The following is a 25,481-nucleotide window of genomic DNA, read 5'->3' as shown; positions in this document are numbered from 1 at the left end:
ACGCGTTGGGGGACCGGGACGACTCGGCCGGGCGGGACGGCCCGGCCGAGCGGGAGGACACGGCCGGGCGGTTGCGCGCGATCTGCCGCGAACTCTCCGATCGTTTCTACGAACGCGCCGACGTCGTACGGACGTTGGTGACCGCCCTGCTCGCGGGGCAGCACTCCCTCGTGCTCGGGCCGCCCGGCACCGCGAAGTCCGAGCTGGCCCGCGAGCTCACCGGCCGGGTCGAAGGCGCGGCGTACTGGGAGATCCTGCTCTCCAAGTTCACCGCGCCGACCCGCATGTTCGGGCCCATCGACGTCGCCGCGCTGGCCCGCGGCGAGTACCGGCAGGTGTACGACGGCCGGGCCACGACCGCGCACATCGCGTTCATCGACGAGATCTTCAAGTGCTCCACCGCCGCCCTCAACGAGACACTCGGCTACCTCAACGAGCGGATCTACCACCCCGAGAACGGCGGCGCCCCGATCCACTGCCCGCTGATCGGCGCCATCACGGCCAGCAACGAACTGCCCGAGGGCGAGGACTCCGCCGCGATCTACGACCGGCTCCTCGTCCGCATCGAGGTCGGCTACCTGGAGGACCCCTCGAACTTCGCCGCCCTCGTCCGCTCGGCCGTCGGCGGCCGGGCCGAGGCCCCGGTGCGGACCACCGTCCAACTGGCAGAGTTGCGCCGGGCCGTGACCGAGACCGTGCCCGCCGTGGACGTCCCCGACGCCATCGTCGACGCGGTGTGCACGCTGCGGGCCGCGCTGCGCCGCAAGGAACTCGTCGCCTCCGACCGCCGCTGGCGGCAGGCGGTCGGACTGCTCCAGGCCTCCGCGTACCTCGACGGCCGCCCGGAGGTCGCCGAGACCGATCTGTCGGTGCTCACCCACGTGCTGTGGGACTCGCCCGCCCAGCGCCCGATCGTCGAGCGCGAGGTCCTGCACCTGGTCAACCCCGACGCCAAGGAAGCGCTCGACCTGGCCGACACCATCGAGGAGCTGGAGACCCAGCTCGACGCCATGGCCGGGCAGTCCCGCGAGGCGCTGAGCGACTGGGTCATCAAGAAGGCCCACCACCAGCTCGCCACGGCCGGGCAGCGCCTGGAGAAGCTCCGCGAGGAGGCGGCGGGCGCGGGCCGCTCCACCGCCGCCATCGACCGGGTCACGGGACGCCAACGCGCCGTCCGCGCCCGGATCCTCACCGAGGCGCTCGGCGTGGACGCGAGCATGGTGCGGGACCGGGCGTGAACCATGCGGTGGTCGCGGACCACTTCGACCGCCTGACGTGGCGGGACACGTATGAACAGGCGGCGGGCGTGAGGGAGTTGGCGGCGGAGCTCGCCGCGCGCCACGAGTGCGCGCACGACCTGCTCGCCGATGTGTTTCTCGCCGCGTACAAGACGCGGGTGCGGGTGCGCGAGCGTACGGAGATGGCGCGCTCGCGGCTGCTCACCCACGAGTTCGTGAGCGCGCTCGTCGAGTCGCCGCAGTTCTCGGAGGCGCGCCGGGACACCGTCGGCGACCCGTACGCCGCCGCGATGGCTCTCCTTGCGCAGGGGCCCGCACTGCGCGGACTGCTGGAACGGGAGGCGGCCCAGGAACGGGCGGGCGAGGCCTCCCGGCACGAAGGCCGGGACACTGCCGCGACAGCGCTCGGCGCTCCAGGCACCCCGGGCGCTCCCGGCGTCCGTGCCGCCGCCCGCGCCGCCGCGGCGAAGGCCTCCCGTGCCGTACGCCAGGAGGCGTCCCTGATGCGCGCCTGGGGCCTCGGCCCCGGAGAGCTGGAACGGCTGCCGTTCGAGGAACGTGCCCGGCTCGCCGAGCGGCTGCGCACCGGGCGGCTCGCCGAATGGGCCGAACTCATCGGCCGTTTCCGGCAGATGGCCGCCGGTGAACGCGCTCGCAAGGTGGAGAACACCACCGGCGAACTCGTCGGCGTCACCCTCGGCGACGACCTGTCCCGGCTCGTCCCCTCCGAACTCGCGGGGCTCGGTGTGCCCGCCCTGCGCGCGGTGTTCGCCGCCCGGTACGCCGCCGGGGAGCTGATGCTCTACGACAGCCGGGGCGAGCGGCCCAGCGGGCGCGGCGCCGTCATCGCCTGCGTGGACACCTCGCACTCCATGTACGAGGCGGGACCCGGCGGGGTCACGCGTGAGGTGTGGGCGAAGGCGTGCGCGCTCGCGCTGCTCGACCAGGCCCGCGCGGGCGGGCGGGACTTCGTCGGCATCCTGTTCTCCGCCGCCGACAAGGTGCGGGTCTTCCGCTTCCCCGCCGACCGGCCGGCGGACCTCGACGCCACCCTCGAATTCGCGGAGACCTTCCTCGGAGGCGGCACCAGCTACCAGGCGCCGCTGGGCGCGGCCCGGGACCTCCTTGAGCGGGAGTTCGACGACGCCGCCCGCGCCCGCGGCGACATCGTGCTGCTCACCGACGACGACTGCGGCGTCACCGAGGAGTGGATGCGCGGCTGGAACGCGGCCAAGCACCGCCTGGGGTTCCGCGTCTTCGGTGTGGCCGTCGGCGCCCCGCGCGCCGCCGAGGCCGATTCCGTCCTGGACGCGCTGTGCGACAACCTGCGTTCCGTGGAGGACTTCACCGACGTGCACGCCGCGGCCGACCTGTTCCGCGTGATCTGACCCGGCAGGGAGCACCGGCCCGGCCGGGGTCACCGCTCGCGTACCGGCTTCGGCGCGTCCACCACGTCCAGGAACACCTGGTCCGCCTCGGGCCAGCGCTCCCGGACCGCCCGCTTGATGCGTTCGAGGACCAGCTCGAGGCGCTCGCTCTCGATGCCGGGCGCCAGATCGATCCGCGCCGCGACCAGCGTCGAGTCCGTACCCAGCTGCATCGTGTGCAGCGCCGCCACATTGTCGATCTCGGGCTGCGCCGCCAGGAGCTCACGGATGCCGCGGTGCAGCTCTGGGTCGCCCGCCTCGCCGATCAGCTGGTCGCGGGCGTTCCTGCCGAGCCGGTACGCCACGTACACGAGCAGTACGCCGATGCAGAACGACGCGGCCGCCTCCCACTCGATCCGCCCCGTCACCATGTGCAGCACCATCCCGCCCGCCGCGAGGAGCACGCCGACCACCGCCGTGCCGTCCTCGGCCAGGACCGTGCGCAGTGCGGGGTCCGAACCGATGCCCTCGCCCGGCTGCACGCGCACCTGGTGCACGGCGCGGGCCAGCGAGCTGCCCTCGGCGACCAGCGCCACACCGAGGACCACGAGCCCGGCGACGTACCCGCTGCGGGACTCCTCCTGGCCGCCCGACGTCAGCGCCTCGAACGCCTGGAAGAAGGAGAAGCAGCCGCCCATCACGAAGATGCCGACGGCGGCGAGCAGCGACCAGAAGAACCGCTCCTTGCCGTACCCGAACGGATGCCTGCCGTCGGCGGGCCGGCGGCTGCGGCGCAGGGCGGCCAGCAGGAACACCTCGTTGAGGCTGTCGGCCACCGAGTGCGCGGCCTCCGAGAGCAGCGCGGGCGACGCGGCGATCAGTCCGCCGATGGCCTTGGCCACGGCGATGAGCAGATTGGCGGCGAGTGCCACCACGACGGTGATGCGGGTCCTTCGGTCGTCTTCCTCGGAATTCTTCGCGGTCACGTCAACTCGCAAGGGGGTGAGTGGAGTACGGGGGGAATTCGCGGGAACTCGGCGTTGCAAGGAGGTATTCACCGTGATTCCCATTCTGCTGGTCCTACTGCTCGCGCTGCTGCTTTTCGGCGCGGGATTCGCCGTGAAACTGCTGTGGTGGGTGGCCATTGCCGTGCTGGTCGTGTGGCTGCTCGGGTTTGTGATGCGCGGTACGACTGCGGGTGGATCGAGGTCACGCTGGTATCGGTGGTGAGTAACCGAACCAGGTACCGATAAACCCGGGAACGAAACCTTTGAAGTGCCGTCCGGACCGCCGGGAATGATCCGCCAAAACCCGGCCCGGACGGCACTCGCGTCGTGTCACGGCGTGTTTCCCCGCGGGGGTCGGGGTTACTCGGAAGCCCTGGAAGGACACCCACCACCGGGAGGTCGGCATGCCCGAGTTCGGCTATTTTCTGGCGTCGGAGGAATTCGGGCCGCGCGAGCTCGTCGAGCAGGCCCGGATGGCGGAACAGGCGGGCTTCGACTGCCTGTGGATCTCTGACCACTACCACCCGTGGAACGAGGCCCAGGGGCAGAGCCCCTTCGTCTGGAACGTCATCGGCGCCCTCGCGGAGGCCGTGTCGCTGCCCGTCGAGACCGCGGTCACCTGCCCCACCGTCCGTATCCACCCCGCCGTGCTCGCCCAGGCCGTCGCCACCAGCGCCGTGCAACTGGACGGCCGCTTCCGCTTCGGGGTCGGCACCGGCGAAGCGCTCAACGAACACATCCTCGGCGGCCCCTGGCCGTCCGCGCACGTCCGCATGGAAATGCTCGAAGAGGCCGTCACCGTGATCCGCAGGCTCCTCGAAGGCGGCGAGGTCACCCACCGGGGTGAGCACTACACCGTCGAGAACGCCCGGATCTACACCCTGCCCGACGAGCCCGTGCCCATCGACATCTCCGGATTCGGCCCGCAGGCCACCGCGCTCGCCGCCCGCATCGGCGACGGCTACATCACCATGAGCCCCGACGAGGAGCTGGTCACCCAGTTCCGCAAGGGCGGGGGCGGCGCGAAGCCCGCCGCCGGCGGCCTCAAGGTCTGCTACGGACCCGACAAGTCCGAGGCCGTGCGCCGGGTCCACGGTCTGTGGGCCAACCAGCTGCTGCCCGGCGAACTCGGCCAAGTGCTGCCCACACCCCGCCACTTCGAACAGGCCGAGACCCTCGTCACCGAGAACATGGTCGACGGGGCGCTGCCCTGCGGCCCCGACGTCGACGAGCATGTGAGCGCCCTCGACGCCTTCGCCCGGGCCGGCTTCGACCGCGTCTACGTCAATCAGATCGGCCCGGACCAGCGGGAGTTCTTCGACTTCTACCGGACGAAGGTGCTGCCGCGCCTCAAGGACGGCACACCCCACAGCGCGAGCAGCGGCTCGGCAGGGTGAGGCGCGGCAGACGACCATGATGACCAGCACCCTGACATCCCCGGGCACCTGCCTCCCCGTCGAACACCTCGACGTCAGCGCGTACACGGTGCCCACTGACGCACCCGAGGCCGACGCGACGCTCGCCTGGGACAGCACGACGATCGTCTTCGTCGAGGCCAGGGCCTGCGGCCTCACCGGCATCGGCTGGACCTACGCGCCCCCGGCCGCCGCCGACGTCGTCCGCCACCAGCTCGCCCCGCTCGTCGAGGGCCGCGACGCCTTCGACACCCCCGCAGCACATGTGGCGCAGTGCCAGGGCGTCCGCAACGCGGGCCGTCCCGGCATCGCGTCCTGCGCCGTCTCCGCCGTCGACCTCGCCCTGTGGGACCTCAAGGCCCGTCTCATGGACCTCCCGCTCGTCCGCCTCCTCGGCGCGGCGCGGGACACCGTCCCCGTCTACGGCAGCGGCGGCTTCACCACCTACCACGACAGCCATCTGGCCGCCCAGCTCGGCGGCTGGGTGCACGGCCAGCACATCCCGCGGGTGAAGATAAGGATCGCCGAGGCCTGCGGGCGCGCCGTGCCCAGGGACCTCCAAAGGGTCCGCCGTGCCCGCCAAGTCATCGGCGAGGAAGCCGAGTTGTACGTCGACGCGGCCGGCGGCTACAACCGAAAACAGGCCGTCCGGGTCGGAGAGGCGCTCGTCACCCACGGTGTCGGCTGGTTCGAGGAACCCGTCTCCTGCGACGACCTCACCGGCCTCCGGCTCGTCCGCGACGCCCTCGTCTGCGATGTCACAGCCGGAGAGTACGGCTACGACCTGCCGTACTTCGCCCGCATGATCGCCGCGGGCGCCGTCGACTGCCTCCAGGTCGACGTCACCCGCTGTGGCGGCATCACGGAGTTCCTCCGCGCCGCCTCCCTCGCCCACGCCCACGGGCTGGAGGTCTCGGCGCACGGCGCCCCGCACGCCCACGCGGACGTGGCGGCCTGTGTCCCGAACCTCCGCCACGTCGAGTGGTTCCACGACCACGTCCGCATCGAGTCGATGTTCTTCGCGGGCGTCCTGGACCCGACGGGCGGCACGGTGCGCCCGGGGCAGAACGGCCCCGGGAACGGACTGGTGCTGCGCAGCGAGGAGGTCGAGGGGTACCGGGTGGCTTGATGCATGAGCCCCCGGCACGAGGGGCCGGATCCCGGCGCGTAACGGTTGCCGCCCCGGGTACCCGGCTCGCTCCGCACCCGAGATACAGAATCCCGAGGACACGACATGCCCCAGACCAAGGGCACGAAGGACCCCAACGACGTGGTGCAGCTTCTTCTGAAGCAGCACGTCAGGATCCGCACACTGTTCGAGGAGGTGGCCGCCGCCAAGGGGGAGGAGCGCAAGGAGCGCTTCCACGAACTGGTGCGGCTGCTCGCGGTGCACGAGACCGCAGAGGAAGAGGTCGTGCACCCCTTCGCGCGCAAGAACATCGACGGCGGCGAGCACGTCGTCAAGGACCGCATCGAGGAGGAGGAGAAGGCGAAGAAGGTCCTGTCGAAGCTCGACGACATGGACCCGGACTCGCCGCAGTTCCTCGAGAAGTTCGCCGCGCTGCGCGAGGACGTCCTCGCGCACGCGGACGCGGAGGAGCGTTACGAGTTCGCGCACTTGGGCGAGGTCGCCGACCGCTCCAGGCTGGAGACCCTGGGCCGCGCCGTGAAGGCGGCGGAGGCCATGGCGCCCACGCGCCCCCACCCCGGCACGGACTCCGCGGCGAAGAACATCGCCGCGGGCCCCGTCGCCGCGGTCGTCGACCGGACCCGCGACGCGATCCGCAAGGTGACCGGCACCACCTGAGCGAATGCACACGAGCAGAGGTGCGGGGGGCCACGCGTGCGCCCCGCACCTCTGCTCGTACGCGCCCCCGCGCACCGCATGGACACGTACAGAGGAGGACACGATGAAGGCAGTGACCTGGCAGGGGCGACGCGACGTCCGCGTGGACACCGTCCCCGACCCCCGCATCGAGCGGCCCACGGACGCGATCGTCCGGATCACCTCCAGCGGCCTGTGCGGCTCCGATCTGCACCTCTACGAAGTGCTCACGCCGTTCATGACCCCCGGTGACATCCTCGGCCACGAACCCATGGGCATCGTCGAGGAGGTCGGCGACGAAGTGCCCGACCTGCACCCCGGGGAACGCGTCGTCGTGCCGTTCCAGATCGCCTGCGGGCACTGCTGGATGTGCGAGGCGGGCCTGCCCACGCAGTGCGAGACGACGCAGATCGCCGAGCAGGGCACGGGCGCCGCGCTGTTCGGCTACACCTCCCTGTACGGCGCGGTGCCGGGCGCGCAGGCCGAGTATCTGCGGGTGCCGCAGGCCCAGTTCGGCCCCATCAAGGTGCCGCACGGCCCGCCGGACGACCGCTATGTCTACCTCTCCGACGTGCTGCCCACCGCCTGGCAGGCCGTCCGGTACGCCGAGATCCCCAAGGGCGGCACCGTCGCCGTGCTCGGCCTCGGCCCGATCGGCGACATGGCCTGCCGCGTCGCGCTGCACGAGGGCGCAGGACGGGTCTTCGGCGTCGACCTCGTGCCGGAGCGCCTGGAGCGGGCACGGGCCAGGGGGGTGGAGACGTACGACCTCCGCGACCACGACAAGAACGAGGACCTGGTCACCGCGATCCAGGACGAGACCGGCGGCCGCGGACCGGACGCCGTCATCGACGCCGTCGGCACCGAGGCGCACGGCAGCCCGCTCGGCCGCACCGCCCAGACCGCCGCCGGGCTGCTCCCGCACGCCTGGTCGGCCAAGCTCGCCGAACGCACAGGCGGCGCCGACCGGCTGGCCGCGCTCCGGCTCGCCATCGCCCTCGTGCGGCGCGGCGGGACCGTCTCGCTCAGCGGCGTCTACGGCGGGATGGCATCGCCGCTGCCGCTCATGACCATGTTCGACAAGCAGCTCCAACTGCGCATGGGCCAGGCCAACGTCCGCCGCTGGTCCGGCGAGATCCTCCCGCTCCTCAACGACGAGGACCCCCTCGGCGTCGACGAGTTCGCCACCCACCACGTGCCGCTGGGCGAGGCCCCGCACGCGTACGAGATGTTCCAGAAGAAGCAGGACGGCGCGGTCAAGGTGCTGATGCGTCCGTGAGGGACGCCGTGCGGTTTGGCATCAGGTGATCCGGCTACCCGCACAACAGCCGTACGTCCTCTGGAAAGGAGCCGGGCCGGTGACCTCCCTGGCGAAGTACCCGAACCCATACGCCGAGGACTCCACGGGCGCCGACCGTGCCCTGATGAACGAACCGCCCAAGGACGACCTCGTGCGCTTCCTCGAGGACCGTTTCGCCTGCGCGCAGTCCTGCACGGAGTGCGCCCGCGCCTGCGCCCTGCTGGTCAGCTCCACCGACCTGGGGCCCGTCGCCCCGCAGGTGCACGGGCCCGTGCGCTCGGTCCCGTCCGAGGGCCGGGAACAGTCCGACGCGCCGCACGGTCTGCGACGCGCGCTGCTGCTCAGCGTCGAGGTGTGCGACGCGACCTGCCGGCTGCTGTCGGAGGAGGCACACCAGGACGAGTACGGCCTGCGGCTCCAGGTCGAGTGGTGCCGGGCCGTCGCCCTGGAGTGCGCGCACGTCTGCGACCGCACGCGTGACGCCGCCGACTGCGCCGAACGGTGCCGGGCCTGCGCGCGGGCCTGCACGGACTTCCTCGCGACGCTCGGCTGACGTTCCATCAGTTCCCGCGGTCCGCGGCATTCCCTATTTCTGGAACGCGTTCTACTGTGTGCGCCGTCAGGCTGGCGCAAGCCGGCTCCCGGACCACGCAGTCGACCGCCAGGAGGGGCCGTGCACCTCGAATACACGCCTGAGCAGCAGGAGTTGCGCACCGAGCTGCGCGCCTACTTCGCCGAGCTGGTCCCCGAGAACGCGTACGCGCGCTACGAGGACCCGGCCGCGCAGAAGCGCTTCTACCGGGAGACGGTGCGCCGGCTCGGCGGCGACGGCTGGCTCGGCGTGGGCTGGCCGAAGGAGTACGGGGGCCGCGGCCTGTCCCCGATGGAACAGTTCATCTTCTTCGACGAGGCGGCACAGGCGGGCGTGCCGCTGCCCCTGATGGCGCTCAACACCGTGGGCCCGACCATCATGCAGTTCGGCACGGACGAGCAGAAGGAGTACTTCCTCCCGAAGATCCTCTCCGGCGAGCTCGACTTCGCGATCGGCTACAGCGAGCCCGACGCGGGCACGGACCTCGCGGCGCTGAAGACCCGCGCGGTCCGCGAGGGCGACACCTACGTCGTCAACGGCCAGAAGATCTGGACGACCAACGGCGACACCGCCGACTGGGTCTGGCTCGCCGTCCGCACCGACCCGGACGCGCCCCCGCACAAGGGCATCACCATGCTCCTCGTACCGACGTCGGAGCCCGGCTACTCCTGCACCGTCATCAACACCCTCGCCTCGCACGACACCACGGCCAGCTACTACGAGAACATCCGCGTCCCGGTCTCGCGCCGGGTGGGCGACGAGAACAAGGGCTGGCGCCTGATCACCAACCAGCTCAACCACGAACGCGTCACCCTCGCCGCCCACGGCACCATGGCGATCCGCGCCCTGCACGACGTGCAGCGCTGGGCGATGGACACCAAACTCGCCGACGGCCGCCGCGTCATCGACCTCGGCTGGGTCAGGAAGCGGCTCGCGCAGACCCACACCAAGCTCGACGCGATGAAGCTCCTCAACTGGCAGATGGTGAACGCCGTCCAGCAGGGCACCCTCCTCCCGCAGGACGCCTCCGCTGTCAAGGTCTACGGCTCCGAGGCCCGCCGCGACGCGTACGCCTGGCTGATGGAAGTGGTCGGCGCGGCAGGCGCGCTCAAGGAGGGCAGCGCCGGGACGGTCCTGCACGGCGAACTCGAGCGCGGCTACCGCTCCGCCGTCATCTTCACCTTCGGCGGCGGCAACAACGAGATCCAGCGGGAGATCATCTCGTGGATCGGCCTGGGGATGCCCCGAGTGCGGCGCTGACCGGACCCTCCAGGGCCACCCGGGCGAGCACGGGAAGGTGGTCGCTGCCGGTCGCGGGCAGGGTGCGGATGCGGCCCACGTTCGCCGAGCGGGCCATGATCTGGTCGATCCGCGCCACCGGGAACGCGGCGGGGTAACTGAACGCGAACCCGCGGTCCGGGACGTCCAACTGTGAGGTCAGCGGGGCGAGCCCGCGGTCGTCGACCGTGCCGTTGAGGTCACCGAGGACGAGCACCGTGCCCGTCTCCTCGGCGGCGACCTCCGCGCCGAGCCTGCGGGCGCTCTCGTCGCGCCACTGCGAGGCGAGGCCGCTCGCGCCGATCCGTATCGAGGGCAGATGGGCCACGTACACGGCGACGTCGCGCCGCGGGGTCTCGACGACCGCGCGCAGGCCCCGGTTCCACGGCCCGGTGATCCCGGCCGGTTTGATGTCCGCGGCCCGGACGCCGGACAGCGGGTACTTCGACCAGAGCCCGACCGTACCGATCACCGCGTGGTGCGGGTGGCTCGCGGACAGGGTGCGCTCGTACTGGGCCCGGGCCTTCGGCAGCAGCTCCTCCAGGGCGATGAGATCCGGGAAGCGCATGGACAGTGCGCTCGCCGTGCCCTTCGGGTCGGTGTTCTCGTCACTGACGTTGTGCTGCACCACGGTGAGGTCGTGCCCCTCGGACCGGGGCTCAGGGAGCAGCAGACCGCATTGATACGCCCAGAGCGCCGTCGCCAACACCACGGCCACCTGCGCGATCCGAGCCCGGCGCAGCAGCGCGAGGCCGAACAGGACCACCAGGCTGAGCCAGCACCACGGCAGGAACGACTCCACCAGGCTTCCCAGGCGTCCCGGTGTGTTCGGTATCCAGCGGTGGAAGAGCAGGACGAGCCCGGTCAGGACGGCGAGCGCGGTGAGCACCCGGCCGCGCCGCCAGGGCGTCCGTCTCCCGCCCGCGCTGTCGGTCGCCGCCTCGGCTCGCTCGCTCATTTCTCCCCGTTCCCCGGCCCGTTGTCCCTGCTCACCAGGACGAGTACGAGGTTGATCGGGTTCCGCGGGGCCCGTGTGCGTACCCTGCGAGCAGGAGGTGCTGTGCGACATGAGTGACGCGGACCCCGGGCTCTTCGGACCCGACTCGGTGACCTGGCAGATGCACGCCGACCCCATGATGTGGATCGCGGGCGTGCGCGCCCTGTACTTCCAGGCGCTGCACCCGCGCGCCGTGCGCGGTGTCATGCAGAACTCCGACTTCCGGCGCGACGCCTGGGGCCGGCTGATGCGCACCGCGAGTTTCGTCGGCACGACGACGTACGGGACGAGCGAGGCCGCCGAGAAGGCCGGGGCGCGCGTGCGGCGGATCCACAGCCACCTGGGGGCGAGCGACCCGGACACGGGGGAGCGCTACGGAGTCGACGAACCCGGGTTGCTGCTGTGGGTGCACTGCGCCGAGATCGACTCCTATCTGCACGTCGCGCGCCGCTCCGGCTTCCGGCTCACCGAGGCCCAGGCCGACCGGTACATCGCCGAGCACCGGACCAGCGCCCGGCTCGTCGGCCTCGACCCGGAGCGGGTCCCGGGCAGCCAGGAGCAGTTGGCGGCGTACTTCGAGTCCGTACGGCCGAGGCTCGCCGCCGGGCCCGAGGCCCGCGAGGTCGACGACTTCCTGCAACGGCCGCCCACCCACCCGCTGCTGATCCCGGCGCGCGAAGCCCTCTGGCGGCGCGTGGCCAACCTGGCGTACGCCTCCCTGCCGCCGTACGCCCATGAGCTGTACGGCAGACGGGCCCCCGAACCGGCCGCCGTCACGCGCCGGTTGCGCGCCACGGGCACCGCGCTGCGCCTGATTCCCGCCCGTGTGCGCTGGCAACTGCCGCCCAAACACATCCTGCGGGCGATGGGGAGACTCGGTGTCGACGCCCGTCCCGCCCCGTACAAAGTCGACAGAGGGGAAGCCATACTGGACGGGCCGGGGAGGGCGTAGCGACGCGACGGGGGCGACGGCGGGAATGCCAGGGGTGGGGGAGACTCGGGACGTCAGGCTGATCCATGGGCGGTATCGGCTGCTCGAGCTGATCGGTCGCGGCGGCATGGGCGAGGTCTGGCGGGCGCGCGACGAATCGCTGGGCCGGCACGTCGCCGTGAAGTGCCTCAAGCCGCTCGGTCCCGAGCGCGACGAGACCTTCACCCGCATCCTGCGGGAGCGTTTCCGCAGGGAGGCACGGGTCGCCGCCGCGCTCCAGCACCGGGGCATCACCGTCGTGCACGACTTCGGCGAGTACGAGGGGATCCTCTATCTCGTCATGGAGCTGCTGGACGGGAAGAACCTCAGCCAGCTCCTCGAGGAGACCCGTCCGAGTGCGCTGCCCGTCCACGACATCGTGGACATGGCCGAACAGGTGGCGACCGCCCTCGCCTACACCCATGAACAGGGCGTGGTGCACCGGGACCTCAAGCCCGCGAACATCATGCGGCTCGGCGACGGCACCGCCAAGATCTGCGACTTCGGCATCGCCCGCCTCGGCCACGACATCGGGTTCACCGCCCGCCTCACCGGCACCGGCATCGCCATGGGCACCCCGCACTACATGTCGCCCGAGCAGATCGGCGGCGACCAGGTCGACGAGCGCAGCGACCTGTACTCGCTGGGGTGCGTGCTGTACGAGGTCGCCACGGGCGCCCCGCCGTTCGACCTGGAGGACGCGTGGTCCGTGCTCGTCGGGCACCGCGACACCGAGCCCGAGGCACCGCGAGGCCATCGGCCCGAACTGCCCGGCTATCTCGACCGGATCATCCTGGACCTGCTCGCCAAGGAACCCGAACAGCGCCCGCGGGACGCGCGGGAGCTGGCGCGGCGGATCACGCAGGGCGCGCGGTCCGGGCGCGGGACGTACGTGCCGACGGTGCGGACGACGCGGATCGAACCGCGTACGGACGTGCCCGTGGGGGAGGCGACCGAATCCCGCGAGCCCCGGCTGCCCTCCTGGACCCGCGGCATGACCACAGGGCACAAGGCCACCGGCGTCCCCGGCCCGCGCGTCACACCCCCGGACACCGCGGCCGGGCTCTCCGGCGAGTGGATCGCGCGCGACGCCGACCGCACGCCCGCCGCGCCGGAGCCGGCGGGGCGCCCCGCCCCCGCCCCGGAACTGCTTGCCACCCTCGCCTCCCGGCACAACGCGGGACTCAGCCTCGGTCGGCTCGGACGCTGGGCCGAGGCGGGCGAGGTGCACCGCGCGGTGGCCGCCGAGCGGGAGTTCGCCCTCGGCCCCGACCACCCCGACACCCTCGCCAGCCGCTACGAGGTCGCCTTCACCCTCAGCCGCACCGGGCGGGCCGCCGACGCGCTGCGCGAGTACCGCGGCGTCGTCGAGGGGCGCGAGCGCGTCCTTGGGCCCGAACACCCCGACACGCTCGGGGCGCGTCAGGAGGTCGCGTACGTACTGGGCAAGCTGGGGCGGCACTTCGAGGCGCACCAGGCGTACAGCGCCGTGCTCGCCGCCCGGGAGCGGGCCATGGGGCCCGAGCATCCGGACACGCTGCGCTGCCGCCACAACCTCGCCTTCAACCTCAGCAGGCTCGGACGGCTCGAGGACTCCTACCGGATGGCGGAGGAGGTCGCCGACGCGCGCGCCCGCGTGCTCGGCGCCGACCACCCCGACACGCTCGTCACGCGCTGCGAGGTGGCCTACGCGCTGGGGCAGCTGGGCCGGTGGAGCGCGGCCCTGCGGACGTATCAGGAGGTCGCGCAGGCCAGGGTGCGGGCGCTCGGCGGCGACCACCCCGACACCCTCGCCGCCCGCTACGAGGTGGGCATCAGCCTCGGCCGCCTCGGCCGCAGCGCAGAGGCCCTGACGCTCTACCGCGACCTGATCGAGGACCGCACGCGGGTCAGCGGCCCCGACCACCCCGAGACGCTGCGCGCCCGGCACGGACTCGGCGTGAACCTCGGCCGCCTTGCCCGCTGGGAGGAGGCTCTCGCGGAGGCCCGCGACGTGTGCGCGATCCGCGCCCGCGTGCTCGGCGCCGACCACCCGGACACGCTCGTCAGCCGCCGCGAGGTCGCCGTCGGCCTCGGCTGGCTCGGCCGCTGGCAGGACGCCCTCGGCGAGTACCGCGCGGTGTCCACCGCCCGCGAACGGGTCCTCGGCGAGGCCCACGCGGGCACCCTCGCCAGCCGCAACGACGAGGCCCACTGCCTGGAGCAGCTCGGCCGCACGGCGGACGCGGTCGCCCTGTACCGAAGGGTGGCGGCACTGCGCCAACAGGGGGCGCCCGGCGCGTGACCGCGGACCCGCCCTCTGGTCCACCGCGCTCGGCGCGTGTTACGAAGGGCCATGCCCGCACATGATCTCCGCGCCCGCTACGACACGGTCGTCGTCGGCGGTGGCCACAACGGCCTGGTGGCCGCCGCCTATCTCGCCCGTGCAGGACGGTCCGTCGCCGTCGTCGAACGCCTCGGCACCACCGGCGGGGCCGCCGTCTCCACCCGCCCGTTCCCCGGCGTCGACGCCCGGCTCTCGCGCTACTCGTACCTCGTCAGCCTGCTCCCCAAGAAGATCGTGGCCGACCTGGGTCTGCGCTTCGCGACCGCGACCCGTGACGTCTCCTCGTACACCCCGACCGTCCGCGAAGGACGACCGACGGGGCTGCTCGTCGGCGGCGGCGAACAGCGCACGCGCGCCGCGTTCCGCGAACTCACGGGCGGCGACCGGGAGTACGAGGCGTGGACCCGCTTCTACGAGACGACGCGGCGGGTCGCCGAACGGGTCTTCCCGACCCTCACCGAGCCGCTCCCGTCACGGGACGCGCTGCGCGAGCGGGTCGGGGACGAGGACGCGTGGCGGCTGCTGTTCGAGGACCCCATCGGCGTCGGCATCGAGGAGCACTTCAGCGACGACCTGGTGCGCGGCGTCGTCCTCACCGACTCCCTGATCGGTACCTTCGCCGACGCCCACGACGCGTCACTCGCCCAGAACCGCTGCTTCCTCTACCACGTGATCGGCAACGGCACGGGCGACTGGGACGTCCCCGTCGGCGGCATGGGCGCGCTCACGGACGCGCTCGCCGCCGCGGCCCGCTCGGCCGGCGCGGACCTGGTCACCGGGCACGAGGTGACCCGCATCGAGACGGACGGCGCCGAGGCCGAGGTCACGTACAGGACCGCCGACGCCGAGGGCACCGTCGCCGCCCGCAACGTCCTCGTCAACGCCTCCCCGCAGGACCTCGCCCGGCTCCTGGGCGAGGCTCCGCCCGCACCCGCGGAGGGCGCACAGCTCAAGGTCAACATGCTGCTGAAGCGGCTGCCGCGGCTGGGGGACACCTCCGTCGACCCGCGCGAGGCGTTCGCCGGCACCTTCCATGTCGCCGAGGGGTACGGCCAGTTGGCGACCGCGCACGCCGAGGCCGCGGCGGGCTCCCTGCCGAGCGCGCCGCCGTCGGAGATCTACTGCCACTCGCTGACCGACCCGACGATCCTCGCCCCGGACCTGGTCGAACGCGGCTACCAGACGCTCACCTTGTTCGGCCTGCACACCCCGGCCCGGCTCTTCGCCGCCGACAACGACACGGCCCGCGCGGACCTCCTGAAGGCCACCCTCGCCCAGCTCGACACCCACCTCGCCGAACCGATCGAGGACTGTCTCGCCCTCGACGGCGAAGGCCGGCCCTGCATCGAGGCGAAGACCCCGCTCGACCTGGAGCGGGACCTGCGGCTGCCCGGCGGCAACATCTTCCACCGGGAGCTCTCGTTCCCGTACGCCTCCGGAGCCACCGGCCGCTGGGGCGTCGAGACCGGGCACGCCAATGTGCTGCTGTGCGGCGCGGGCGCCGTGCGCGGCGGCGGGGTCAGCGGGATTCCGGGGCACAACGCCGCGATGGCGGTGCTCGGCCACTGACCCCGCCCGCACGCGCGTAGACCCTAGTCCCGAGAGGCCGTCCACCCCTTCGCCTCGATGCGTGACGCGTCCGCCGGGCGCGCCTCGTCGAACGCCACCGTGTCCCCGTCGAGGACGCGGATACCGTCGACGTAGGCGCCCCGGCCGACGTACAGCTGGTCCGTCGCATAGCGCCAGCGCAGCCGGAGCGATGCCGCGGTGAAGGGGCCCAGGTCGGCGGTGAGGCGGTGCCAGGTGCGGTCGGCCCAGCCGTCGACCGAGCCGGCGGGGTGGGCGTCGGCGCGGTCCGTCGTGAACGGCAGCGGCTTCCAGTTCTTGCCGCCGTCCGTCGACGTCTCCAGGAACAGGAAGTCGGAGTGCGGCTCCGTGTCCCACCACAGCTCGCAGGAGAGCCGCGCCGCGTCGGAGGCGAGCCGCAGGTCGGGCAGCGTGAGCGTCGCCGACGTGGCGCTCGCCATCCCAGAGAACCAGGCGGTGCGGCCGTGCTTGGGCCGGACGGCGACCGCGCGCGCCATGTTGTTGCCCGCGGCGACCCGGGGAGCGGATCCGGATCGCCAACTGCGCACCGGGTGCACCGAGTTGCCGAGGACGATGAGGAACGAGTCGGTCGTCGGGTCGAGCACCAGCGAGGTGCCGGTGAACCCGGTGTGTCCCGCCGTGCGCGGCGTCGCCATCGCGCCCATGTACCAGTGCTGGTAGAGCTCGAAGCCGAGGCCGTGCTCGTCGCCGGGGAAGTCCGTGTTGAAGTTGGTGAACATCAGGTCCACGGACTTCCGGGACAGGATCCGGGACGTGCCGTAGCTGCCGCCGTTGAGCAGGGTGCGGCCGAGCACCGCCATGTCCCAGGCGCAGGAGAAGACGCCCGCGTGCCCCGCGACGCCGCCGAACGCGTACGCGTTCTCGTCGTGCACCTCGCCCCACACCAGTCCCCGGTCGAGGCCCGACCAGGGAGCGCGGGCGTCCTCGGTCGCCGCGACCTTGGGCTTCCAGGAGGCGGGCGGGTTGTAGCGGGTGCGGGTCATGCCGAGCGGCCCCGTGATCCGCTCGGGCAGCAGCACGTCCAGGCGCTTGCCGGTGAGCTTCTCGACGACGAGCTGGAGCGTGATGAGGTTGAGGTCCGAGTACAGGTACGTGGTGCCCGCCGGATTGATCAGCGCCTCCTTCCACAGGAGGGCGAGCTGCGCGTCGTGCTGGGACTCCTTGTAGAAGGCGAGGAAGGGCCTGAACCCCGAGGTGTGGGTGAGGAGCTGGCGGACCGTCACGTCCTGCTTGCCGCCGCCCGTGAACTCCGGGAGGTACGAGACGACCTTCGCCTCGAGGTCCAGCGTGCCGCGCTCGATCTCCTGCACGGCCAGGATCGATGTGAACAGTTTGGAGATCGAGGCGAGGTCGAAGACGGTGTCGTCCGCCATGTCGATCTGCTCGTCCGCCGGGAACTCGATCCCCGTGTCCGTCGTGTCGTCGTAATGGGAGTAGCGCACCGCCTTGCCGATCGGCTGGTGCAGCGCGACCGTGCCGCCGCGGCCCGCGAGCAGCACCGCGCCCGCGTACCAGGGGTGCTTCGGCGAGGGGCCGAGGAACTTCTCGGCGTCGGCGACCAGTTGGCGCAGATGCCCCGCGAGGAGCCCGGCGCGCTCGGGGGAGCCGCGCCGCAGGACGGGCCGGGCCGCCGCGGCCTCGGTGGCGGCCGCGGCGGGGCCCGCGGGGAACGGGGCGAGGGCCAGGGCGCCGCCCAGCGCGAGGCCGGCCGCGCCGAACTGCCGCCGGGTCGGGCCCGAGCCCGTGGCGCCTCTGTGTGGTCTGTCCGCTGCTTCGGGTGCTCCGCTCATGGACGAGGCCCTTCTGAAAAATTCTTTCGGGATCTACCGAGTCGGGTGAAACTTCTCTGTCAGGTCTGCCCCGTGTCAACACCCGTGCGTCATGACCGAGCCGTGAAGAATCTGACGCCGCATCAGAAAAGCTCTTCCGTCGTCCGCCGCGCTGCGGCATCCTGCGCGCATGCAGACGGAGCTGAGCAAGAAACTGGGGATCGAGCACGCCGTCTTCGGCTTCACGCCGTTCCCTGCGGTGGCCGCGGCCATCAGCAGGGCCGGGGGCTTCGGCGTGCTCGGTGCGGTCCGCTACGCGGCACCCGACGAACTCAAACGCGACCTCGACTGGCTGGACGGACACGCGGACGGCAGGCCCTACGGCCTCGATGTCGTCATGCCCGCCAAGAAGGTCGAGGGTGTGACCGAGGCCGACATCGAGGCGATGATCCCGCCGGAGCACCGGCAGTTCGTCCAGGAGACCCTCGCCAAGTACGGCGTCCCGGAACTCGCCGAGGGCGAGGCGTCCGGCTGGCGCATCACCGGCTGGATGGAACAGGTCGCCCGCAGCCAACTCGACGTCGCCTTCGACTATCCGATCAAACTCCTCGCCAACGCACTCGGTTCACCGCCCGCCGACGTCATCGACCGAGCCCACCAGCACGACATCCTCGTCGCCGCGCTCGCGGGCAGCGCCCGGCACGCCCGCAAGCACGCGGACGCGGGCATCGACGTCGTCGTCGCGCAGGGCTACGAGGCCGGCGGCCACACCGGAGAGATCGCCTCCATGGTGCTCACCCCGGAGGCCGTGGAGGCCGTCGACCCGCTGCCGGTCCTGGCCGCGGGCGGCATCGGCAGCGGACAGCAGGTCGCGGCCGCGCTCGCGCTCGGCGCACAGGGCGTGTGGCTGGGCTCGGTGTGGCTGACGACGACCGAGGCCGACATGCACTCGCCCGCCGTCACCCGCAAGCTGCTCGCCGCGGGCTCCGGCGACACGGTGCGCTCGCGCGCGCTGACCGGCAAGCCCGCGCGCCAGCTCCGTACGGAATGGACGGACGCCTGGGACGACCCGACGGGGCCGGGCCCGCTGCCGATGCCGTTGCAGGGCCTGCTCGTCGCCGAGGCCGTGTCCCGGATCCAGAAGTACGAGGTGGAGCCCCTGCTCGGTACGCCCGTCGGGCAGATCGTGGGGCGGATGAACGAGGAGCGCAGCGTCCAGGCCGTCTTCGACGACCTGACGCGCGGCTTCGAGAAGGCGATCGACCGCATCAACAAGATCGCAGGACGGTGAGTACGAGCATGAGCACACCCCCCAATGGTTTCTGGGCGCAGGCCGCCGCCGACCCCGACCGCACGATCCTGATCGCCCCTGACGGCGAACCGTGGACCGCGGGACGTCTGCACGCCGCCTCCAACAAGATGGTCCACGGACTGCGCGCGGCAGGGCTGAAGCGCGGCGACGCCTTCGCCGTCGTGCTCCCCAACAGCGTCGAGTTCTTCACCGCCTACCTCGCCGCCTCGCAGGCCGGCTTCTACCTCGTCCCGGTCAACCACCACCTCGTAGGGCCGGAGATCGCCTGGATCGTCTCCGACTCCGGCGCCAAGGTGCTGATCGCGCACGAGCGGTTCGCCGACGCGGCGCGCTCGGCTGCCGACGAGGCGGGGCTGCCCGACAGTCACCGCTACGCGGTCGGAGACGTCGAGAGCTTCCGCCCGTACGCCGAACTCCTGGACGGCCAGAGCGATTCGGCGCCCGAGGAGCGCACCCTCGGCTGGGTCATGAACTACACGTCCGGCACCACGGGCCGCCCCCGCGGCATCCGCCGCCCGCTGTCCGGGAAGCTGCCCGAGGAGTCGTACCTCGGAGGGTTCCTCGGCATCTTCGGCGTCAAGCCGTACGACGACAACGTCCACCTGGTGTGCTCGCCGCTCTACCACACGGCGGTCCTCCAGTTCGCGGGCGCTTCCCTGCACATCGGGCACACCCTCGTCCTGATGGACAAGTGGACGCCCGAGGAGATGCTCCGCCTCATCGACACCCACAAGTGCACGCACACGCACATGGTGCCGACCCAGTTCCACCGCCTGCTCGCGCTCCCGCAGGAGGTCAAGGACCGCTACGACGTGACGTCCATGCGGCACGCGATCCACGGTGCCGCGCCCTGCCCCGACCACGTCAAGCGCGCCATGATCGACTGGTGGGGGATGTGCGTCGAGGAGTACTACGCGGCCAGCGAGGGCGGCGGCGCGTTCGCGACCGCCGAGGACTGGCTGAAGAAGCCGGGAACGGTCGGAAAGCCGTGGCCCATCAGCGAGTTGGCGATCTACGACGACGACGGCAACAAGCTGCCCGCCGGTGAACTCGGCACCGTCTACCTCAAGATGAACACCGGCGGATTCTCGTACCACAAGGACGAGGGCAAGACGAAGAAGAACCGCATCGGCGACTTCTTCACCGTCGGCGACCTCGGCGTGCTCGACGAGGACGGCTATCTCTTCCTGCGCGACCGCAAGATCGACATGATCATCTCGGGCGGCGTCAACATCTACCCCGCCGAGATCGAGTCCGCCCTCCTCACCCACCCCGCCGTCGCCGACGCGGCCGCCTTCGGCATTCCGCACGACGACTGGGGCGAGGAGGTCAAGGCGGTCGTCGAGGTCGCCGAGGGACGGGAGGCCGGTGACGCGCTCGCGGCCGAGATACTCGCCCACTGCGAGACCCGACTCGCGGGCTACAAGCGGCCCAAGAGCGTCGACTTCATCGAGACGATGCCCCGCGACCCCAACGGCAAGCTCTACAAGCGCCGCCTGCGCGACCCGTACTGGGAGGGGCGGACCAGGGCGGTCTGATACCGCCCCGGTCCGCGTTCCTCAGTCGCGCACCCGCACCACCTTCAGCGCGGGCGACGTGAGGATGTCCTTCTCGCAGAAGCGCTCCGTGACCCACTTCTTCTTCGAGAAGAGGTGGGTCTGGTCGCTGTAGTGCGGCGAGTTCGGGTTCGACGACTGGGAGTACGTGAGGAGGGTGCGCGCCACGGGGCACCGCCCGCCGTCCCAGCCGACCGCCTGGATGTAGCTCGACCCGGTCGTGACATCGGTGTAGCCGCCGCCCGCCGCGTCCCACACCGGCTCGGCCTTGTTCCACACACCGAGCGACTCCGTGCCGCCGTGCACCGGGATGCGCTCCCCGCCGCGCGTCACGAACTGGTGGTCGCCGAGCTTCGCGTCGAAGGGGATCTTCGCGGCCCTCAGCTCGGCCACCGCGTCGGCGAGCGCCGTCGCGAAGCCGGGCGCCCCGGTGTTCAGCGTGTTCGGGGTGCGTACCGGGTCCGCCGCGGAGAACGGCACCTTCCACAACTGGGCCGCGGGCACCGCCGCCGTCAGCTTCCGCCAGAACCGGTCGAAGAGCAGGGCGCCCCGGCTGTCGGTGTTCATGGTGCGGTCCCACGCGCCGATCGCGTCGCAGGCCGACGCGAGGTCAACAGGTGTGCCGTTGCTGCCCGTTGCCGTACCACCGGGCAGTGCCGCGCACGCCTTCGCCGTGTCGGCCGCCGCCAGGTCACCGGCGGGCACCCGGTCGGCGAACTGCTGCCGTTGCAGGTCGGCGACGGTCAGGCGGCCCTTTTCGGCCATCCCCGCGACGTCCTCGACGGCGCCGCGTGTCCGCATCGAGCGCTGCGTGCCGATGTTCCCGAAGACCCGCTCGTAGCCGGTGAGCGGCCTGTCCGCGTTGGCGAGCCAGGCGCTGTCGTTGGAGTTCTCCGCGTACGGGGCGTCCTTGAGCACCGGCATCTTCGACGGGCCGAAGATCCCCGCCTGCACGGCGTCCTTGTCCTTCCCCAGGCCGCAGTCGCTCTTCGAGCCGTCGAGGACGGCGACACCCGAGGCCGGGTACGTCGCCCTGCCGAGCGGCGTCGAACAGCGTGCCGCGAGGTCGTCGGTGATCCGCGGCAGCACCTGCGACTGCGTGAACAGCGAGTGGCCCGAGGAGTCCGCGGCGATCGTGTTCACCCACGGCAGGCCCTGCGTGCGGCGCAGCGAGCCGAGGACGTCGGCCGTCGAACGGGCCTTGCTGAAGCCGAGCGCCGTGTCGGAGGCGCGCAGGTTGACCGCGTTGGGGTCGCCCAGAGCGTAGGCCGTCGTCGCGGTCCAGGGGAGCGGGAGCTGGGCGCCGAGGTTCGTGACGATCGGCCCGTAGCGGGTCCACCACTGGGTGCGGGTCACGTCGCCGCCGCCCTTCACGGGCACGGTCACGGACCGCTTCGTCATCCGCTCCTTCTTGCCGTCGACCACGTACGTCGTCGGGTCCGACGGGTCGAGGGTCAGCTGGTGGAGGTTGAGCGTGACACCCGTCGCGACCGTGTGGCTCCACGCGACGTGCGCGTTGTGGCCGATGGAGATGCCGGTGGTGCCCAGCAGCGAGCCGCCCATCACGTTCAGCTCGCCCGGGATCGTCTGCTGCGACTGCCAGAAGCGGCGGCCGCCCTGCCACGGATAGTGCGGGTTGCCGAGCAGCAGGCCCCGCTTGTTCGCCGTCGCCGCGCCGCTGAACGCCACCGCGTTCGAGCCCATGTCGGAGTCGTCCTGGGCGAACAACGCGCGGGCGGCGTCGGCGGCATCGGCCCCATCGGGCTGCGCCTGCGCGGCACCGGCGGTGGGTGGCTGCGCGGCCGTGATGCCCTCGATCCCGCGCCCCTGCCCGCCGAGCACCGCGATCGCGAAACCGCGCGTCGCCACGTCGAGCGAGGTCACCGGCTTCACCCAGTCCGCGCCCTTGCAGGCCGGGTCGGTGATGCGGTTCTGCTTCAGCCACGCGTTGTACCCGGCGGCCCAGCCACGCATCGCGTCCTTGGCGTCGTCGCTCGGACCCGCGGGTGCGGGGACGCCGAGCAGCTTCTCCACGGTGTGCGCCTCGCGAACCCCCTTGAAGTAGAGGTCACTTGAGAGGTTCTTGGTCGCGGACGACAGCGAGCCGTCGGGCGCCGCGTCGGGCCCGAAGACCCGCGAGCGTTCGCCGCGCAGCGTCACGAACCCGTCGGCGAGGGTGCACACCTGATCCTGGGCCTGCGCCCACCCCGTGCCGAAGCCGAGGTTCGCGTAGTCCTTGGCGACGATGTGCGGGATCCCGTACTCGGTGTAGCGGATGGTGGCGGACAGGCCGCCGTCGTGCGGGCGGCCGGCACGGTCGGCCGCGGCGGACGACACCGAGGCGGTGCCGCTGAGCGCGGTCAACAGGGCGACCCCGAGGGCCGCGAGGCGTCTGTGTCCCGGGCGTGTGCGCATCGTGCTCCCAACTGCAGTGCGGGCAGAGGTGGTTGAGCGGTGCGAGGTGCGGCTGAGCGTACCAACCGGTATGTCCGGTGCGGAGACATCGGCGGAAACAGGTCGAGGCCCCGGGTGCCGGGGCGGGCCCTGGGGTCAGTGCTCTTCGTGGGACGATTCACCTGGTTGTGCGTTACATCTGCTGGAGGGGTCATGCGCTTCGCGCGAACGGGTCGCATCCTCGCGGCCGCCTGTTGTCTGACTCTCACGGCCTGCACGGGGAACGACGAGCCGAGCGCGTCGACGTCCGGTCCGCAGCCGACGCTCACGCTGGGGCACCGGGTGAGGACCGCGGGCGTCGGCGGCAAGGGGACGGCGTGGATCGACCCGGACACGGTCGTCTACGCCAGGACGACCACTTTCGGTGCTCCGGAACACGGTGTCTTCGCCGTCGTCAACTACCGGTCCGGGGACGGCTCCGAACCTCGTGTGACGACGACGGCCGAGAGAGGCGGCTTCCGCTGGAAGACCCCCGAAGGGCGCACGGTGAAGGCAAGGAACACCAAGGCGGCCAAGAAGCTCGCCCCCATCGGTTTCAGCGAGGGCGGACCGGTCGTGGCGCCCAAGGAATGGCATCAGGACGTCGCGGTCTTCGACATCGCTGCTGCCGAGAAGGGCGGCACGCTCGTCTACGTCGACGGCAAGGGCGTCGCCTTCCGCTGGAAGATCCCCGGCGGAAACTCGGGGACCGCGGTTCCCGCACTCAAGTTCGCCCTGAGTTGAGCCCGGGCACGTCCGGTACCGGCAGGCCGGCCATGAGGGCCGCTGACACCGAGGCGAGCAGGCACCCGGTGTCAGCGGCGAAGGGGCTCAGCGGGTGAGGTGGGGCCCGCTGCCTCACTCCTTCCTTCGCCGCGGGCGGCCGGATCGGATGCACCGCGCTCGGGCGCCGGCCCGCGGCGTCCGCCGCCTTGACCCGGCGCGCCCCTGCCGCACAGGATCACGCCATGACGAGGTCACCTGCCGCCGAGGCCGCCAGCAGCACCGTCGACGGAGTCCTGCGCCGCAGTGCGCGCCGCACCCCGGCGCGCGTCGCCCTGCGCTACGGGCCGCGCACATGGACGTACGAGGAACTGGACGACGCCGTCTCCCGCGCGGCGGGGGCCCTGCGTGCCGAGGGACTCGCGAACGGCGACAGGGTCGGCGCCTACGGGCACAACTCGGACGCGTATCTCATCGGCTTCCTCGCCTGTGCCCGCGCAGGGCTCGTGCACGTCCCCGTCAACCAGAACCTGACCGGCGACGACCTCGCGTACATCGTGGGCCAGTGCGGTGCCTCGCTCGTCCTCGCCGATCCCGACATCGCCGACCGGCTCCCCGGCGACGTACCGGTGCTGCCGCTGCGCGACGCGGACGACACGCTGCTCACACGGCTCGCGGCGAGCGCGCCGTGGGACGGCGGGGCGCCGGGCGCCGAGGACCTGGCGCAACTGCTCTACACGTCGGGGACCACCGCGCTGCCCAAGGGCGCCCGGATGACACATCGCGCGCTCGTCCACGAGTACGTGAGCGCCATCCACGCGCTCGACCTCAAGGAGACGGACCGGCCGGTGCACGCGCTGCCGCTGTACCACTCGGCGCAGATGCACGTGTTCCTGCTGCCGTACCTGGCGGTGGGCGCCACGAACACGATCCTCGACGCGCCGGCGGCCGGGCCGGTCTTCGACCTGGTGGAGGCGGGGGAGGCGGACAGCCTGTTCGCGCCGCCGACGGTGTGGATCGGGCTCTCCCAGCACCCGGAGTTCGCCGACCGCGACCTGAGCGGCCTGCGCAAGGCCTACTACGGGGCCTCGATCATGCCGGTCCCGGTCCTCGAACGGCTGCGGGCCCGGCTACCGGGGCTCGCCTTCTACAACTGCTTCGGGCAGAGCGAGATCGGTCCGCTCGCCACCGTCCTCGGTCCCGACGAGCACGAGGGGCGGATGGACTCCTGCGGGCGCCCCGTGCTGTTCGTCGAGGCGAAGATCGTCGACGACGAGGGCAAGGACGTGCCCGACGGGACGCCCGGCGAGGTCGTCTACCGCTCCCCGCAGCTGTGCGACGGCTACTGGGACAAGCCCGACGAGACCGAACAGGCCTTCCGGGACGGCTGGTTCAGGTCGGGCGACCTCGCGGTGCGCGACAGCCAGGGCTACTTCACGGTCGTCGACCGGGTGAAGGACGTCATCAACTCCGGCGGCGTACTCGTCGCCTCGCGCCAGGTGGAGGACGCCCTCTACACCCACCCGGGGGTCGCCGAGACCGCCGTCGTCGGACTGCCCGACGAGCGGTGGATCGAGGCGGTCACGGCGGTGGTGGTCCGCAGCGACGCGGGCGTCACCGAGGAGGACCTGATCGCCCATGCGCGCGAGCAGCTCGCCCACTTCAAGGCGCCCAAGAGGGTTGTCTTCGTGGACGAGCTGCCGCGCAACGCCTCCGGCAAGATCCTCAAGCGCGAGCTGCGGGACCGCTTCACCGAAGGCTAGAA

At 71.9% G+C, this 25,481-nt stretch carries 20 protein-coding genes; 16 read left to right on the top strand and 4 right to left on the bottom strand.

The genetic code is table 11. The features are described from left to right. Positions 1-5 precede the first annotated feature (5 nt). Both ACNYS0_RS01265 and ACNYS0_RS01260 read left to right on the top strand, forming a co-directional pair. A complete protein-coding gene (locus ACNYS0_RS01265; RefSeq protein WP_422482406.1) occupies positions 6-1,238 on the top strand; it encodes an AAA family ATPase in 1,233 nt (410 codons plus the stop codon). Further along, positions 1,235-2,626 (top strand): VWA domain-containing protein, encoded by a 1,392-nt coding sequence (locus tag ACNYS0_RS01260; RefSeq protein ID WP_422470733.1) that lies wholly within the window; start codon positions 1,235-1,237, stop codon positions 2,624-2,626. The genes ACNYS0_RS01265 and ACNYS0_RS01260 overlap by 4 nt, the downstream gene beginning before the upstream one ends. 29 nt (positions 2,627-2,655) lie before the next feature. Here ACNYS0_RS01260 and ACNYS0_RS01255 read toward each other — a convergent pair whose 3' ends face one another. Next, a complete protein-coding gene (locus tag ACNYS0_RS01255) occupies positions 2,656-3,591 on the bottom strand; it encodes a cation diffusion facilitator family transporter (protein ID WP_422470732.1) in 936 nt (311 codons plus the stop codon). A 73-nt stretch (positions 3,592-3,664) separates the two neighbouring features. Here ACNYS0_RS01255 and ACNYS0_RS01250 point away from each other — a divergent pair, with 73 nt between their 5' ends. From ACNYS0_RS01250 to ACNYS0_RS01220, 7 genes are all read left to right on the top strand, one after another. Continuing rightward, positions 3,665-3,835, top strand: coding sequence for a hydrophobic protein (locus ACNYS0_RS01250; protein ID WP_422412151.1), 171 nt, complete (start codon positions 3,665-3,667; stop codon positions 3,833-3,835). 181 nt (positions 3,836-4,016) lie between these two features. Further along, the gene (locus tag ACNYS0_RS01245; RefSeq protein WP_422470731.1) at positions 4,017-5,009 is read left to right on the top strand and encodes an LLM class F420-dependent oxidoreductase; all 993 of its coding nucleotides are present in this window, start codon (positions 4,017-4,019) and stop codon (positions 5,007-5,009) included. A gap of 16 nt (positions 5,010-5,025) precedes the next feature. Then, the gene (locus tag ACNYS0_RS01240) at positions 5,026-6,156 is read left to right on the top strand and encodes an enolase C-terminal domain-like protein (RefSeq protein WP_422470730.1); all 1,131 of its coding nucleotides are present in this window, start codon (positions 5,026-5,028) and stop codon (positions 6,154-6,156) included. Between the two features lie 105 nt (positions 6,157-6,261). Next, complete coding sequence (locus ACNYS0_RS01235; RefSeq protein ID WP_422470729.1) at positions 6,262-6,834, top strand: hemerythrin domain-containing protein; 573 nt, start codon at positions 6,262-6,264, stop codon at positions 6,832-6,834. Between the two features lie 103 nt (positions 6,835-6,937). After that, positions 6,938-8,131 carry a zinc-dependent alcohol dehydrogenase gene (locus tag ACNYS0_RS01230; protein ID WP_422470728.1) on the top strand — a complete coding sequence of 398 codons (1,194 nt, stop codon included), beginning with the start codon at positions 6,938-6,940 and terminating at the stop codon, positions 8,129-8,131. Positions 8,132-8,276: 145 nt separating this feature from the next. Beyond that, positions 8,277-8,705 (top strand): four-helix bundle copper-binding protein, encoded by a 429-nt coding sequence (locus ACNYS0_RS01225; protein ID WP_422482404.1) that lies wholly within the window; start codon positions 8,277-8,279, stop codon positions 8,703-8,705. A gap of 120 nt (positions 8,706-8,825) precedes the next feature. After that, positions 8,826-10,004, top strand: a complete 1,179-nt coding sequence (locus ACNYS0_RS01220) for an acyl-CoA dehydrogenase family protein (protein ID WP_422470727.1) — start codon at positions 8,826-8,828, stop codon at positions 10,002-10,004. Here ACNYS0_RS01220 and ACNYS0_RS01215 read toward each other — a convergent pair. Further along, a complete protein-coding gene (locus ACNYS0_RS01215; RefSeq protein WP_422470726.1) occupies positions 9,961-10,980 on the bottom strand; it encodes an endonuclease/exonuclease/phosphatase family protein in 1,020 nt (339 codons plus the stop codon). The two genes, ACNYS0_RS01220 and ACNYS0_RS01215, sit on opposite strands and share 44 nt — an antisense overlap. 109 nt (positions 10,981-11,089) lie before the next feature. Here ACNYS0_RS01215 and ACNYS0_RS01210 point away from each other — a divergent pair, with 109 nt between their 5' ends. The 3 genes from ACNYS0_RS01210 to ACNYS0_RS01200 are packed head-to-tail and all read left to right on the top strand — an operon-like array spanning position 11,090 to position 15,884. After that, a complete protein-coding gene (locus ACNYS0_RS01210; protein ID WP_422470725.1) occupies positions 11,090-11,971 on the top strand; it encodes an oxygenase MpaB family protein in 882 nt (293 codons plus the stop codon). A gap of 25 nt (positions 11,972-11,996) precedes the next feature. Continuing rightward, a complete protein-coding gene (locus tag ACNYS0_RS01205; protein ID WP_422470724.1) occupies positions 11,997-14,273 on the top strand; it encodes a serine/threonine-protein kinase in 2,277 nt (758 codons plus the stop codon). 51 nt (positions 14,274-14,324) lie between these two features. Continuing rightward, on the top strand, positions 14,325-15,884 hold the full coding sequence (locus ACNYS0_RS01200) for a phytoene desaturase family protein (protein WP_422470723.1): 1,560 nt from the start codon (positions 14,325-14,327) through the stop codon (positions 15,882-15,884). Between the two features lie 23 nt (positions 15,885-15,907). Here ACNYS0_RS01200 and ACNYS0_RS01195 read toward each other — a convergent pair whose 3' ends face one another. Next, positions 15,908-17,713: a serine hydrolase domain-containing protein gene (locus ACNYS0_RS01195; RefSeq protein WP_422470722.1), complete on the bottom strand. Its 1,806-nt coding sequence runs from the start codon at positions 17,711-17,713 to the stop codon at positions 15,908-15,910. 169 nt (positions 17,714-17,882) lie between these two features. Between ACNYS0_RS01195 and ACNYS0_RS01190 the strand changes: the two genes are divergently transcribed. Together ACNYS0_RS01190 and ACNYS0_RS01185 are read left to right on the top strand one after the other, a co-directional pair. Continuing rightward, positions 17,883-18,983: an NAD(P)H-dependent flavin oxidoreductase gene (locus ACNYS0_RS01190; RefSeq protein WP_422470721.1), complete on the top strand. Its 1,101-nt coding sequence runs from the start codon at positions 17,883-17,885 to the stop codon at positions 18,981-18,983. Between the two features lie 8 nt (positions 18,984-18,991). Further along, complete coding sequence (locus ACNYS0_RS01185) at positions 18,992-20,542, top strand: acyl-CoA synthetase (RefSeq protein WP_422470720.1); 1,551 nt, start codon at positions 18,992-18,994, stop codon at positions 20,540-20,542. Positions 20,543-20,563: 21 nt separating this feature from the next. On the opposite strand, the gene ACNYS0_RS01180 is transcribed toward ACNYS0_RS01185, so the two are convergent. Then, entirely contained in the window at positions 20,564-22,975 is a 2,412-nt protein-coding gene (locus ACNYS0_RS01180; protein WP_422470719.1) for a penicillin acylase family protein, read from the bottom strand. A gap of 192 nt (positions 22,976-23,167) precedes the next feature. Between ACNYS0_RS01180 and ACNYS0_RS01175 the strand changes: the two genes are divergently transcribed. Next, positions 23,168-23,737 carry a hypothetical protein gene (locus ACNYS0_RS01175; protein ID WP_422470718.1) on the top strand — a complete coding sequence of 190 codons (570 nt, stop codon included), beginning with the start codon at positions 23,168-23,170 and terminating at the stop codon, positions 23,735-23,737. A gap of 224 nt (positions 23,738-23,961) precedes the next feature. After that, entirely contained in the window at positions 23,962-25,479 is a 1,518-nt protein-coding gene (locus ACNYS0_RS01170; protein ID WP_422470717.1) for an acyl-CoA synthetase, read from the top strand. Positions 25,480-25,481: the final 2 nt, after the last annotated feature.

The organism is Streptomyces anthophorae, assembly GCF_049310305.1.
In the GTDB taxonomy this organism is placed as follows: Bacteria; Actinomycetota; Actinomycetes; order Streptomycetales; family Streptomycetaceae; genus Streptomyces.
The sequence above is the reverse complement of the archived record's forward strand: the minus strand, read 5'-3'. Positions and strand labels throughout refer to the sequence as shown.